11 protein-coding genes and 1 tRNA gene are annotated in these 13,975 nt (G+C 54.5%); 5 read left to right on the top strand and 7 right to left on the bottom strand.

The window, feature by feature from the left end; translation table 11 throughout:
- Position 1: 1 nt before the first annotated feature.
- The 3 genes from MFLA_RS02715 to MFLA_RS02705 all read right to left on the bottom strand — a co-directional run bounded on the left by MFLA_RS02715 (position 2) and on the right by MFLA_RS02705 (position 5,824).
- The gene (locus tag MFLA_RS02715; protein WP_011478897.1) at positions 2–1,270 is read right to left on the bottom strand and encodes a PQQ-dependent sugar dehydrogenase; all 1,269 of its coding nucleotides are present in this window, start codon (positions 1,268–1,270) and stop codon (positions 2–4) included.
- Between the two features lie 97 nt (positions 1,271–1,367).
- Entirely contained in the window at positions 1,368–3,212 is a 1,845-nt protein-coding gene (locus MFLA_RS02710) for a diguanylate cyclase (RefSeq protein ID WP_011478896.1), read from the bottom strand.
- Positions 3,213–3,247: 35 nt separating this feature from the next.
- Positions 3,248–5,824 carry a bifunctional diguanylate cyclase/phosphodiesterase gene (locus MFLA_RS02705; RefSeq protein ID WP_011478895.1) on the bottom strand — a complete coding sequence of 859 codons (2,577 nt, stop codon included), beginning with the start codon at positions 5,822–5,824 and terminating at the stop codon, positions 3,248–3,250.
- A gap of 202 nt (positions 5,825–6,026) precedes the next feature.
- On the opposite strand from MFLA_RS02705, the gene MFLA_RS02700 reads away from it, so the two are divergent.
- Positions 6,027–6,221 (top strand): hypothetical protein, encoded by a 195-nt coding sequence (locus MFLA_RS02700; RefSeq protein WP_195742057.1) that lies wholly within the window; start codon positions 6,027–6,029, stop codon positions 6,219–6,221.
- Positions 6,222–6,227: 6 nt separating this feature from the next.
- Here MFLA_RS02700 and MFLA_RS02695 read toward each other — a convergent pair whose 3' ends face one another.
- The gene (locus tag MFLA_RS02695) at positions 6,228–7,268 is read right to left on the bottom strand and encodes a DUF481 domain-containing protein (protein WP_011478894.1); all 1,041 of its coding nucleotides are present in this window, start codon (positions 7,266–7,268) and stop codon (positions 6,228–6,230) included.
- 387 nt (positions 7,269–7,655) lie between these two features.
- On the opposite strand from MFLA_RS02695, the gene MFLA_RS02690 reads away from it, so the two are divergent.
- From MFLA_RS02690 to MFLA_RS02680, 3 genes are all read left to right on the top strand, one after another.
- Positions 7,656–8,081, top strand: coding sequence for a hypothetical protein (locus MFLA_RS02690; protein ID WP_048811519.1), 426 nt, complete (start codon positions 7,656–7,658; stop codon positions 8,079–8,081).
- Positions 8,082–8,221: 140 nt separating this feature from the next.
- Positions 8,222–9,304 carry a 3-deoxy-7-phosphoheptulonate synthase AroG gene (aroG, locus tag MFLA_RS02685; RefSeq protein ID WP_011478892.1) on the top strand — a complete coding sequence of 361 codons (1,083 nt, stop codon included), beginning with the start codon at positions 8,222–8,224 and terminating at the stop codon, positions 9,302–9,304.
- A gap of 78 nt (positions 9,305–9,382) precedes the next feature.
- Complete coding sequence (locus MFLA_RS02680; protein ID WP_229407134.1) at positions 9,383–9,832, top strand: GNAT family N-acetyltransferase; 450 nt, start codon at positions 9,383–9,385, stop codon at positions 9,830–9,832.
- A 60-nt stretch (positions 9,833–9,892) separates the two neighbouring features.
- Here the strand turns inward: MFLA_RS02680 and MFLA_RS02675 are convergent, their stop codons facing one another.
- The 3 genes from MFLA_RS02675 to ffh all read right to left on the bottom strand — a co-directional run bounded on the left by MFLA_RS02675 (position 9,893) and on the right by ffh (position 13,021).
- Positions 9,893–11,338, bottom strand: a complete 1,446-nt coding sequence (locus MFLA_RS02675) for a DHA2 family efflux MFS transporter permease subunit (protein WP_011478890.1) — start codon at positions 11,336–11,338, stop codon at positions 9,893–9,895.
- A 114-nt stretch (positions 11,339–11,452) separates the two neighbouring features.
- A tRNA-Lys gene (locus MFLA_RS02670) sits at positions 11,453–11,528 on the bottom strand.
- A gap of 140 nt (positions 11,529–11,668) precedes the next feature.
- On the bottom strand, positions 11,669–13,021 hold the full coding sequence (gene ffh / locus MFLA_RS02665; protein ID WP_011478889.1) for a signal recognition particle protein: 1,353 nt from the start codon (positions 13,019–13,021) through the stop codon (positions 11,669–11,671).
- Between the two features lie 99 nt (positions 13,022–13,120).
- On the opposite strand from ffh, the gene MFLA_RS02660 reads away from it, so the two are divergent.
- A complete protein-coding gene (locus tag MFLA_RS02660) occupies positions 13,121–13,930 on the top strand; it encodes a cytochrome C assembly family protein (RefSeq protein ID WP_011478888.1) in 810 nt (269 codons plus the stop codon).
- Positions 13,931–13,975 lie beyond the last annotated feature (45 nt).

Here is a 13,975-nt window from a genome sequence, read left to right as displayed (position 1 = left end):
GCTATTTCTCCATCCAGAGAAACTGGTCATTATCTGTCTTAATGAAGAAGCGCCCGTTCTTGTCGATCTTGAGTGCGCGAATACGGTAATCATGCAATACGGGTTCGGCATACACTAGGCGCTCCCCTTCCTTGCGCATGTATAGCAGGGAGTTGGCGGCCATGCCAGCGACAAAGAACCCTCCCTCCCAATATTCGTTCTTACCGGTCTTTGGATATTTGGCAATAGCCCCCACACCGATGGATGGGTTGAACACAAATGCCGGCTTCTCGAAATCCTCATGAGAGTTATACTTGTTGCCGTAGTAATTCCCCATGCCCTCGCGTTCATACAAGGTGCCATAGCTCACCAACGGCCAGCCGTAATTGCGGCCCTGCTTGATGAGGTTGATTTCGTCCCCGCCCTTCGGGCCATGCTCGGTTTCCCACAATTCGTTGCTATCCCGGTCGAAATACAGGCCGCCAGAAGGTGAACGCAATCCACTGGCATAGATCTCGGCGCTGGCATCCTTCAGGTTGATCTTGATCATCTTCCCAAGCGCAGTGGACGGATCCTGAACGCCATCGGGCTTGGAAAAATCCCCCACGCTGAGGAACATGGTATCGTCATCCGCTCCCAGCACCAGCTTGCCGCCAACCTGATGGCCAAGAAAAGGCTCCTTGACTGCAGGGTAAGTCAGGAAGATATCCTTGCTAAAAGTCAGTTCGGATTGCTCCTGGTCAAGTTCGAACGCTGACACCGCCAACCTTGCGCCATTTGCCTCATGATCCCAGGTGGTATAGACCACATACAGGGTATTGCCAACCAATAGTGAGTCCTTGACTCCGGCAAGTTCCTTGCAATACACCAGGCCATCATAGTCATCGCCCTTGCTCTCCTCGCGCTCATCCAGGCCTGGCTTGGTCAAGGAGTCAGCATTTTTGGTGATCTCGATCTCGCCGGACTCGTTGATCCTGGTGAAATAAACCTCCCCACACTTCGTGATGAAAAGAAAATGCTTGTTGCCCAGCATCTCGAATGGTCCCGTGGGATATTGATCGCTGAATGGCAGCTCGCGGACTTCGAGATCCTCCGTGCCGAATATGGATGTCAACTTGACCTGACGCGGCTCTGGCACTATTTCATCCACGTCAACGCTGGCAAAATAGCCTTGGCCGAAAGGCCACCATTGCATATGGTATAAGCCCGCGCCGGCAAAGAACAGGGCAATACCCGCCACCAGGAGGACCAAGGAAAGATAAACATTTTTGTACTTCTTGATGATATGCATATGCTGCCTTTTAAATTTGATCTATACAGGAAGGCCCTGCAGCAGAGCTCCAGCTTAAAATGACACACGCAGTGGTGGAAAGTTGCTGCCCGGCGACTTATGCGGTCATAAAAATCTCAGCCGATACATGCCAACGGTTGCGCCCTGCCAGCTTTGCTTCATACATCGCCTTGTCCGCTTGGCGCAACAAAGCATCCTCTGCCAGCTGCCCCTCAACGCTTAATGCAATGCCAATGCTGGCGGAAATCTGCAAGCCGCCCTCCACAGGCCGCTCCAACTCGCGGATCAGCTTTTCAGCAATGCGTACCGCATCATCAACCCCATGGATATCTTCCAGGACCACGACAAACTCGTCTCCCCCGAGGCGCGCGGTCACATCACTTACCCGCGTCACTTTACGCAGGCGAGCGGCCACGACTTGCAACACCAAGTCACCGGCAGCATGGCCATAAGTATCGTTGATCCCCTTGAACCCATCGAGATCGATCAACAGCACGGCCACTATGCCCTTGTCTCTGGCTGCACGGGCGAGTGCGCGCTTGAGGCTATCGTTCATGAGCGTACGATTTGCCAATCCCGTAAGCGCATCGTGCAGTGCCATATAACGCAGCTCGCGCTCCTTGTGTCGCAACTGGGTGTTGACTGCCTCGATTTCCTTGGTGCGCAAGGCGACCCGCTCCTCCAGCTCCTGCTCAGTCTTGATCAGGGCATCCACCAATGCCTGCTTGGCGTTCAGTGTATCGCGCTGGGCCTGTTCCTTCTCCTTGCGCATCACGGTGATCCGGTCAGCCAGGGCAAACGACAACATGAGCATTTCGATGGCAGAACCTATCTGCATGGAGTAGATGGTGAATACATTGGTCGGTACCCAGCCTAGATTGCGCAATCCCAAGATCACGACACCTGCCAGTACGGCGCCCCAGGCCAACAGAAAGTAAAATGCGCCCGGATTCCTGCGCATATAGGATACAACTGCCACCCAGGTAACGAACAGTGAAAACGATATCCCGGACAATGAAACAAGCAACGCATAATGCTGATATGCCAAGGCCAGCGGGGAAAGCATGATCAAGGCGAACAATACGGCAAACGCCAGCATGACCCGATCCAGCCGCGGAAAGTTTCCCCGGGTATTCAGGAAAATACGGCTGAACAGTACCCCGAAGAATCCGGTGGCGGCCATGCCGCAAGGCAGGGCGACATTACCCCACTCGGGCCAGCTGGGCCAGAGAAACTGGTTTCCCAGGCCATTCAACGACGCCTGGGCCACGACCATGCTGCCGACAAAAGCCACGTAAAACAGGAAAACGGTTTCGCGGGTGGAGAGATAGATCAGGAAATTGTAGAAAAACAGGGCGAGCAGAGCGCCATAATACAAGCTCAGCAAGGAATAGGCAGATTGGTCATGTATATGCATGGCCTCGACTTGCCAGAGGTTGACCGGGACGGTCAGGGTTCCCTGCGACACCACCTTGATATAAAGGACATGCTCTCCTGGAGGTAACTGAAGGGGAAATACCAGGTTGCGGTGCGGATAAGGCCGCTGGTCGAAGGCGTAAATGTCGCCCGCCACTTGCTGCTGGTAGACGCCACGGCTGTCCGGGCTATACACCTCGACATGATCGAGGGAGGCAAACGCGATTTCGAGCAGGCGGTCTTCAACGTCATTGGAAACCACGGACACGGGTAGCGCGAACCAGTAAGCGGAACGCGAATAGCCCAAGTTGACATTACCCCGCTCATTCAGCGCCGGCTGCCACGCACCGCTTTGCAAGGCAGGCAAATCCTGTAGCCTGAGCTGGTGACCGGGATCCTCCAGATATTGCAGGAAAGGCCCGGCAGACGCCACATCAAGGCTGTCATCCAAGCGCAATGCTGCAGTTTGCACCCAGGCCGAGGCATGGCAAACCAGCAGCAGAATCAATATGACTAGCCTACGCAACCGCTCCCCTTTATCCCTGTCGTGATGTCATCGCATCAGGACGACATTACCTCCTGCTGATGGCGGGAAACAAACGCCATAATGTTGTTTGCCGGCAGGGGTTTGCTGAAATAATATCCCTGGGCGCTATCACAGCCCTGGGCACGCAAATATTCCAATTGTGCTTCAGTTTCAACGCCCTCCGCCACCAGGCCCAGGCCTAGAGTGCGTGCCAATGCAATGGTAGCGGCACATATCGCCGCATCATTCGGGTCTGTTTCGATATCCTTGACGAAGGAGCGATCTATTTTCAGGCGCGTCAACGGCAACAGCTTGAGATAACTCAGTGAGGAATATCCTGTACCGAAATCATCAATGGCTAACGCGACCCCTTTGTTTTTCAGTTCCTTCATGCGCGGGATGGTCTGCTCGGGATCATCCATGACCGCACTCTCCGTGATCTCAAGCTCAAGCATGCCGGGCTTGATCTGATGTGTCATCATCAGATTGTCAATCAGCGTGAACAGATACCTGGATTTTAATTGACGCGCGGAAATATTGACAGAAATACACACCGCCTCCAAGCCTTGGCGGCTCCATTGACTGATTTGCCTGCACGCTTCGCACAATACCCATTCGCCGAGCGGGATGACCAGATTGCACTCCTCTGCAACCCTGATGAACTTTTCCGGGTGTACCATACCCCACTCAGGATGGTTCCAGCGCACAAGCGCCTCCATGCCGATGATGCGCCCAGTGCCAAGGTCAACCTGCGGCTGGTAATGCAGCTCGAACTCATTGCGCAATATCGCCTGGCGCAAATGGTTTTCCATCTGCATGCGCTCGTTGATCTGCTCGCGCATCTTTTCGGTAAAGAACTTGAAATTGTTCTTGCCTGAAGACTTGGCCGCATACATCGCGGTATCGATATTCTTGAGCAAGCTATACGGATCGCTGCCATCATGCGGGGATACCCCGATGCCGATGCTGGAAGATGAGTGCAGTTCGTAGCCCTCAATCAGGTAAGGCTGCGCCAGGCGCTGCAACACCTCCTTTGCCACACGGCCTACAATCTGCGTTGCCTGCGGGCAATCGAGGACGATGACGAACTCATCCCCGCCAAGCCGGGCGACCATGCCCTGTTCGCCTACACAGCACACCAGTCGCCGCGCCACCTCTACAAGCAACTGGTCGCCAACATGGTGCCCCAACGTATCGTTGATGATCTTGAAATTATCCAGGTCGAGGATCATGACCCCGATTGGCTGCACATTTGCCAGCCTTTCTTCCAGTCCACTATAGAGGCTCATCCGGTTCGGCAGGCCGGTAAGTGTATCGGTATGCGCCAAGTCATGGATCCTGGCCTCGTTTGCCTTGCGTTCACTGATATCGCTGAAGGTGTTGATATAGCACTCGACCCTGCCGTCTTCGCCGGTCACTGTGGTAATCGTCAGTGCCACGGGGAAGGTATATCCCTGTTTGTGTTTTATCAGGGCTTCCCCTTGCCAGACGCCTTTCTCGCTGATGGAGAAAGAAGCCTGCCGCCTGCTTTCCGCTACCGTTTGTTCAGGTGCGAGAAAGCTGACCGGCCTACCCAGCAATTCCTGTACCGAATATCCCGTCAACGCAGTCACGGCGGGATTGATGCCGATTACTTCATCGTTAGGGTTGGCAATCAGGATCCCCTCGCTGGAAGAGGCAAATACACTGGTAGCCAAGCGCATCCGGGCATCACGCCGTCGCAGCTGTTGAATGGTGCGCAACCAGACATAGGCAAGTGTGGCCAATGCCAGGGCCAACGATACCCCGACCCAGAAAACCCAGTCATTCTGTTGCACCAGGCGCCCCCACCCACTGGTTGGCATACCGGCAAGCTGCCAATCACCATGTGCCCCAAGATTAATCTCCAGCATCACCGGGTGGTGGCTGAACAAATTGCTGTCCCCACTGATCATTTCGACCTGGCCATGGTCGTTCAGACGCCGCAGGGCATAGCTCAACACCGGCCCGCGCACTTGCAAGCCCGCCGCCTTCAGCAGGCTATCAATGTCCAGCACGATCGAAGCCGTCCCCCAATAAGACTCTCCGCCATCCTTGACAGGGACGAACACAGGCAGTCGGTGCACCATGCCACGCCCACCCTGCACCAGATTGACCGGCCCGATCAATTCCGGATGCCTGGACTCCTCCAGAGACACCTCGCGACCAGCCTCCCAGGGCGGGTTTCGCACTCCAAGCAGCTGTTCATTTCCTGCAAGGGGATACACATATCGCACCACATTATCCGGCGCCATGGTAATGGCCTTGAGGTGGCGACTATAATGCACCAGGCTGGCAACGACACGGTTGAAACTGTCGGCATTGATATCGGGGTTGGCAGCGACATAGGTGGACAACCCCAGACCGAGATGGATGGAACTGTTTAGCTCTCCCTCGATCCGCGCACGCACCCCTGCCGCCAGCATCGCCACGTAATGCCGCTCTTCCTTGACCCTGGCCTGACGCTCCAACTCGTGGATATAACATGCTATACCGAGCAGTGAAATACCGATCAGGACCGCCACAATCAAGGGGGAGTAGAAGCTCCACCCCCCTGGCGCGATACTGAAATGGCTTCCCTGATCAGAAAACATGTTGTTAGGTTCTTTGAGATGAAAATGATGCGCCAATTGCCACTTGGCCTGCCGGATCTACACACCGGCACGAGAGAAAGTAAATCCGCCTCCTGATCAATTAACGGCGGGATACTGGAAAGATTGAATTTCAGGCTTGCTGGGCTGGTGTGATTCCTGCTTTACAAGCAATACATCCTGAGTCGGTATGGAGAGCTTGGCAATGCCTCTGATCCTGCTTGCAACACTGATTGCAGTCTTGCCGCTGGCAATGACAAATACGTCCTCACACGTCCTGTTGCTTAGTATTTACGCAGGATTGGCCCACCTCGTCAGCTTTATTGCGATCGCCGCCTTACTGCGCCATATCATGCGTAAACAGCGAATTGCCGATTGGCGCAAAAGGCGGCGTTCATGACGGCACTTACTGCCACACATAGCCAAGGTTGAATATCAAAGCGCTGTCCGTGTGCTTGCGTCCATCCGCAGGCTGGCCAGCCCAATCCAGGTTGTATTGGATGGAGGCATTGAAATTGTTGACGATGGGAAATCGCAATCCCGTTTTGGTGAAGGCCAATGCATTGCTGGCGCTATCAAGGCCAAGCAGGACCTCATGCTCGTGGAAGAATTGGGTACTGCCACCGAAGACCCGTTGGTCATACTTCAACGCCCAGCGTGCGCCAGGATAGCTTTCCTTCTCGGCTTCGTAATAATTGACCGACACATAATTCAAGCCGCCTTCGACGAAGAGGTTGAGACCTGGCCGTTCAAACACTTGGTAACCGCTACCGACACCAGTGGTTGTCCGCAGCTTGATATCGCGAAAACGGTCATTTTCCAGCGTGTTATTGGCATAGACATACCATTTGTTGCTGATGAAACGGTCCAGCTTGATGGAGGATCGGTTATTGAACTGCGTGTTCTGACCATTGTTGGTGGCGCGATTGACGACGGCACCTACTGTCAGGCGATGGTTGAGCGTACGTGCAATCGACTCGCCATCCAGGCGGACGGTGGTAGTGTCCGTATTCCCCTGTGTAACGGAGCCGCCAAGATTGATGCGACCACTCCAATTGACACCGACACCGGAAAGCTCAGGTGTCGGGTTGATATAGAGCAAGTCGGACAATGAGATTTCTTTCTCCTCATGCTCCCTTTCCTCCTCACCCTCTTCATCCAGTTGTACTAGCTTGATCATGGCCTTGCCATTCTCGTAGCTGTCCAGTGTCGTCTTCAGGTTAGTACGGTCCGTCAATGTAATGGCCAGCGGCTCATCTGTCTTGATGCTCTCAATCTCTGACCAGGTGACCTGGATATCACCGGCATAGGAAGTATTGAACACCACTTTCTCATTGAACTTGCGCACGACCTTGCCTGTAATGACGTCCCCGTTTTTCAGACGAATTTCATCTGCTGCAGCCAACAATGGCCATATCCCAGCACCATGTACCACCGTTGCAACCACAATGACACCTTTTCTCACCGCACGATACAAAATTGATCCTTTCTGGCGTCTCCCATTGCCTAGCACCATCCGACCATCCAATATTAAGAAGTTCATCAAGGTTTCTAGATGATGACCGACTTGATGGCATGCAACAGCCAGCTGATTGCCGGCCTCCCGTCTCAGAGCCTGGCTTGGACAAGCTCGCCTTCACATAGGTACAAGTCAGATGGAAGAAATGCTACTGAATTGATAAGCTTGATATCTTGATATATGGAATAGCTATTATTCTATTAGCTAATAATCAATGAGATCAAACCGTCAATAAAGAGTTCACCGGACTCGGCCCAATGCTTGCGGATGATAAAAACATCACCTGACCGCCTTGCTCCCTATGAAAGAATCAGCATGAACAAGCCCGCCATTCTTCTCTTCGTCGCCCTGTCGTTGCATGCCACGAGTGCATTGGCCATCTGCAAGCGCCATGACAACTTCATGCCAGGAGATCATGACCAAGTCATCGGCGGAATCATATTTGCCGATTATCGGGAAGACAAGATCGAAGCCTATTTTTACGGCGAAATGTGCTGGACCGCTTCCGAGATTGCCGAGGAGGGCAACCGGCGTATTTTCTACAAGCTGATCGCCGGCTACGATGCCAATGGCCGTATCGCAGGCTATATACCACTCTCATCGTCTGCGACTGCCATCTTTACCTGTCCCAAGGGCAGCATACTATCCTCGTCAAACGGTTATTTTGATCATCTTTACAACCCCGGACCCGGCTTTCACACATGGGTATGCAAGTCTACAGAGGCAGCGCAACCAGGTTGACATCTACAGGCGTTATCATCTCGATCACAACACAAACCCAGGCATGAAAGCCTGCATAAAGCTATAATAATCAACTTTTTTAGAAGACCATCAAATACCGCCAGATGCCTGGTTACCCTCCGGGCCGCGGTAGGAAAAGAATGAGCCCATACCAGAAAATTGCGACTGACGATGTTCGCATCAAGGAAATCAAGGAGCTGAGATTACCGTCCGAGCTGCTTGAGGAGCTGCCTGCCAGTCCCGCCATCACGGACAACATCTTGGCTACCCGCAGCGCCATTCATAAAATCTTGCACAGCGCCGACGACAGGCTGCTCGTTGTCATTGGCCCCTGCTCCATCCATGACTATGATGCCGGGCTGGAATATGCCCGCCGCCTGGTGGCGCTGCGCCCTCGCTTCGAACAAGAGCTGCTGCTCGTGATGCGAGTCTATTTTGAGAAACCACGTACCACCGTGGGCTGGAAAGGCCTGATCAACGATCCTTTCCTCGACGGCAGCTACCGCATTAACGAAGGCCTGGAGCTGGCGCGCCGCTTCCTGCTGGACGTCAATGCCCTCGGCATGCCTGCCGGCACCGAATTCCTTGACGTCATCACGCCGCAATATACTGCCGACCTGGTGAGCTGGGGGGCAATCGGCGCACGCACGACAGAATCGCAGATCCACCGTGAGCTGGCGTCTGGTCTCTCCTGCCCCGTTGGGTTCAAGAACGGCACGGATGGCAATATCCGCATTGCTGTCGACGCCATCAAGGCAGCAGCCAGCCCGCACCACTTTCTATCCGTGACCAAGGAAGGCCGTTCCGCCATCATCTCCACCAGCGGCAACGAAGATTGCCACGTCATCCTGCGCGGCGGCAAAACTCCCAACTACGATGCCGCCAGTGTCGAGGATGCCGCACGCGAACTTGCCAATGCAGGACTTGCCGCCAAGGTGATGATCGACTGCTCGCATGCCAACAGCCTCAAGCAATTCAAACGCCAAATCGATGTCGTCGCCGATGTCACCAGTCAGATCTCCAGCGGTGACGACCGCATCATCGGCACGATGATCGAGTCGCACCTCAATGAAGGTCGACAGGACCTGGTACCGGGTTGCCAGCTGGAGTATGGCAAGTCGATCACCGACGGCTGCCTGGGTTGGGATGACTCGGTCACCCTATTGGATACACTGGCGGAAAGCGTACGGAAGCGCCGCAAGCTTCAGGAAGAAGCCGAATAAGCCCCGGTGGCGACTACGACTGTCATCCAATCCGCAAATTCATGGCGGCTGATGCAGGCCAGCGATTTGCCAGCCGTCATGCACATAGCCACCCAAGTGCATCCTGGTTACCCCGAGGAGTTTGCGGTTTTCTTCGAGCGCCACCGGTTATATCCGCAAGGTTGCTGGATATGGGAACAGGCCGGTGCTATCTGCGGGTATTTGCTCAGTCATCCATGGTACCTCGACGCACCTCCTGAACTTAATTGCATGCTGCAAACACTGCCCAGCCAAGCAACCACTTATTACCTGCATGACATTGCCTTGATGCCAGTAGCACGCGGCTTCAAGGCCACAGACAGCATCCTTGCCCGATTATGCGCGCAAGCTACGCATGAGCAGCTGGATACCCTGTCGCTGATTGCCGTCAATCAGTCTGCCGCATTCTGGCAACGCCACCATTTTCAGACAACCAACCACCTCGTGCCAGCGGCAAAACTGCAGAGTTACGATCACAGTGCCTGCTATATGGTGCGCCAACTGGCTTAGGTCAGGCTCCAGACATGCAAAAGTCCAGATCGCCGGACAAGTTGCACACCTTGCCAAAGATCAATGCACTTTTGCTGCAACCGTCGATAATCCAGCCGCAGGCGTGCGCATGAGCAGCATAGTCAACCCTGCGCCAATCCCGGCAGCCGCGGCGCCCAACAAAAAAGCAAGCTGATAGCCCGCCAGTAGTGAAGCGGCCAGCGCATGCCCCTGCGCCAACCACTGCCGTCCCACAACGGCAGCAATGCTTGCCAAGACGGCCAGCCCCACCGCGCCGCCCATCATGAACGCCGTATTCACCACACCGGACGCCAAACCTGAATCTTCAGGCGCCACATCATTCATCGCCGCCAGCAGCAACGGATTGAAGGCAATACCGCCGCCCAATCCCAGCAGCACCATCGAAGGGAATATATCCACCCAGAACAGGCCATCTAGCGGCGCGCGGGCGAACCACCCCAGGCCAAGCGCCGCCAATACTAATCCCAGGGTCAATGAAGCGCGAATCCCGATGCGCATCACCAACCAGGCAGATAAACCGAGGGAGAACAAGGCCATCACGACATTGGCAGGCAAGAATGCCAACCCCACCTGCAAGGCGTCATAGCCCAGCACGAACTGCATATACAGCGCCGACATGAAAAACCAGGCAAACAAGGCAGCCGCCCACAGCACAGCCACCACATTGGCAACCGACACATTACGCTGCCGAAACAAGCTCAGCGGCATTAATGGTGCAGCCAAGCGCAGCTGTAACCGGATAAACCATGCAAACAGCAATCCGGCCAAGGCAAGCAAGCCCAATATCTCAACAGAAAGCCAGCCTGTTTCGTTGCCATTCACAATCGCATATACCGCCAGCATCATCGATGCCGTCATGCTCACCGCCCCAGCGACATCCAGCTTCTGCGGCCGCAGCCCAGTATCGTGTGCAGGCAGCAATCTCAAGCACAGACCATAGACCACGATCCCGATTGGCAAGTTGACGAGAAAAATCCAATGCCAGCTCAAGGTACTCGTGAGCACCCCACCGAGCAGCACGCCCAGGCTACCGCCGCCCGCGCATACAAACCCGTAGACTCCCATCGCCTTGGCACGCTCGCCCTGCTCGGTGAACAGATTCATGATCAACGATAATGCTACCGCCGACACCACCGCCCCGCCAACGCCTTGCACTGCACGCGCCCAGACCAATTGCTGCTGCGTCCCGGCCATCCCGCAAATCAGCGAGGCTAATGTAAACGATGCAATCCCGACGAGGAACAAACGGCGCTGCCCGAAAAAATCGCCCAGCCGACCGCCAAGCAGCAAAAAGCCGCCGAAGGTGAGCATATAGGCATTCACCACCCACACCAGCGAAGTCTCACTGAACCCGAGGTCATCCCGGATCGACGGCAGCGCCACGTTTACGATCGTGGTATCAAGCACGATCATGAGCACGCCAAAACACAGGACAAATAACGCCAGCCAGCGATGATGAGTGTCCGGATAATGATTTGTTTGCATATTGCAACCTTAACCGCGGCTGTCAGGCAATAAGCCGGGAAACAATAAACCAATGGAGAATATGGGTATAAAACGAAAAAAGGGTTAGCTTTTTAGCTAACCCTTTGATTTTTCTGGTGGGCCGTGCGGGGCTCGAACCTGCGACAAACGGATTAAAAGTCCGCTGCTCTACCAACTGAGCTAACGGCCCTTGAGATGAGCGTCTCATCTCGGAAAGCGCGCAATTATGAAGAAAAGCACCGTTGGCGTCAATGCTGGATTGCAATTTCCTTCACTTTAATCCGCCCATGCCATCGAACAACTTTGGTGCAAGACAGACAGGAGGCTTCATTACCGCATGCCCGGAAAGCGGCCCTGCATGGTGCGCATGATCTTGCTCATACCACCCTTAGAGAACATTTTCATCATTTTCTGCACTTCTCCGAATTGGTTGAGCAGGCGGTTCACTTCCTGTACCTGCACGCCTGCGCCAGCGGCAATACGACGCTTACGCGTGGCCTTGATGATGTCGGGCTTGCGGCGCTCCAATGGGGTCATGGAGTTAATAATGCCCTCAATGCGGCGCAGTGCCTTGTCACCGGCCTCACTATTGACCTGTCCGGCCATGCCGGCAAGCTGCGCAGGCATTTTGTCCATGAGGGCGCCCATGCCTCCCATTTTGCGCATTTGCAACATTTGTGCCTTGAAATCATCAAGATCAAAGTTTTTGCCTGACTTGACCTTGTCTGCAAGCTTTTTTGCCTCTTCCAGATCGACGTTCTTTTGTGCCTGCTCAATAAGAGACAGCACATCGCCCATCCCAAGCACACGCGATGCCATGCGCTCGGGGTGGAACAATTCAATGCCATCCACTTTTTCGCTCACACCGATATACTTGATCGGCTTTCCAGTGACATGACGCACAGACAATGCTGCGCCGCCGCGGGCATCACCATCAAGCTTGGTGAGCACCACTCCGGTCAATGGTAAGGTTTCGCCGAAAGCGCGTGCAGTATTGACCGCATCCTGACCTTGCATGGCATCCACCACGAACAAGGTCTCAATCGGGCTGAGTATCTCATGCAGTTGCTTGATTTCTGCCATCATGGCTTCGTCAATGCCAAGCCGGCCTGCGGTGTCAAAAATCAGCACATCATAGAAATGACGCTTAGCGAAGTCGAGCGCCTGGGCGGCGATATCGGCCGGTTTTTGTGTCGCATTAGAGTCAAAGCAGTCTACCTCCAGACTCTTCGCCAGGGTTTTCAGCTGCTCGATCGCTGCAGGACGGTAAACGTCGGCGCTGGCCAGCAGCACTTTCTTTTTATCGGCCTTCAGCAATCTTGCCAGCTTGGCAGAAGTCGTGGTTTTACCGGAACCCTGCAAGCCCGCCATAAGAACGATGGCGGGAGGATTGGTGGCAAGATTGAGGCCAACATTTTGTTCGCCCATGAGGCGCGTGAGCTCTTCATGCACGACCTGGATCACGGCCTGGCCAGGAGACAGGCTTTGCAACACTTCGCGGCCAACTGCACGCTCCTTGACCTGGCTGACGAAGTCCTTAACCACGGGCAAGGCTACATCTGCCTCCAGCAATGCCATGCGGACTTCGCGCATGGCGTCAGTGATGTTCTCTTCCGTGAGGCGGGCATGCCCGCGCAGGGTTTTGACGACTTGCTGTAGTCTGTTACTAAGGTTTTCGAACATAATGGATACTCATAGTCACTGCCATGGATTGACGCATGCACCAGGCAGCTGCATGTTATAGTGTTGTGAATATATGAATTCTAACCCAAGTCATCCCGTATGATTGCGTTTCTACCTGTTATTACCGCATTGATTTACCTGCTGGTAGCTGTCAATTACTGGCGCAGGGCCGGAAGCAGCAAAGCTGCCGTCTCCTCCAGGCAGCCATGGCAGTCCGTCCTGATTGCCGCCGGGCTGGCGCTACATGCGCTCACCCTCTATTGTCATCTGTTCTCGCAGGGACTCAATCTGAGCTTTACAAATGCGCTTTCCACCATTTTGTGGCTCACGGTACTCATTTACTGGATCACCAATGTCAAGCACAACCTGCATAGCTTGCAGGCTTTCGTCCTACCGCCAGCAGCTTTTTTTGTACTGCTGCAGGCATGGCAGCCGGAGTCACATGTGATTCCTTATGCCGACCAGCCCCTGTTCGTCGCCCACCTTGTGATTGCAATGCTGGCCTACAGCCTGCTGACATTCGCTGCGCTGCATGCCTTGCTGATGACGGCTGCCGAACGCAAGCTGCATCAGAAGTCGAGCTGGCTCAGACTACCGGACTTCCCCCCGCTTATGGCAATGGAAACCCTGCTATTCCGGATCATTACACTGGGCTTCATCCTGCTGACGCTGACCTTGATCAGCGGCATGATGTTTTCCGAGCTATTGTTCGACCAGCCGTTCCAGTTCAATCACAAAAATGTGTTCACCATTCTCTCTTGGCTGATTTTCAGCGGGCTGCTGTTTGGTCGCTACCGCTACGGCTGGCGGGGACGCACTGCAGTGCGCTGGACGCTGAGCGGGTTTGTCTTGCTCTTGCTGGCATATGCAGGCAGCAAGTTTGTGCTGGAAGTCCTGCTGCACCGTTAAAGGCAGCGGGCAGACGCGGCTTATGCCTGGCCACCGCACTCACAA

The sequence above is a fragment of the Methylobacillus flagellatus KT genome, from assembly GCF_000013705.1.
Taxonomy (GTDB): Bacteria; Pseudomonadota; Gammaproteobacteria; order Burkholderiales; family Methylophilaceae; genus Methylobacillus; species Methylobacillus flagellatus.
This window is presented reverse-complemented; position numbering and strand designations above follow the sequence as displayed.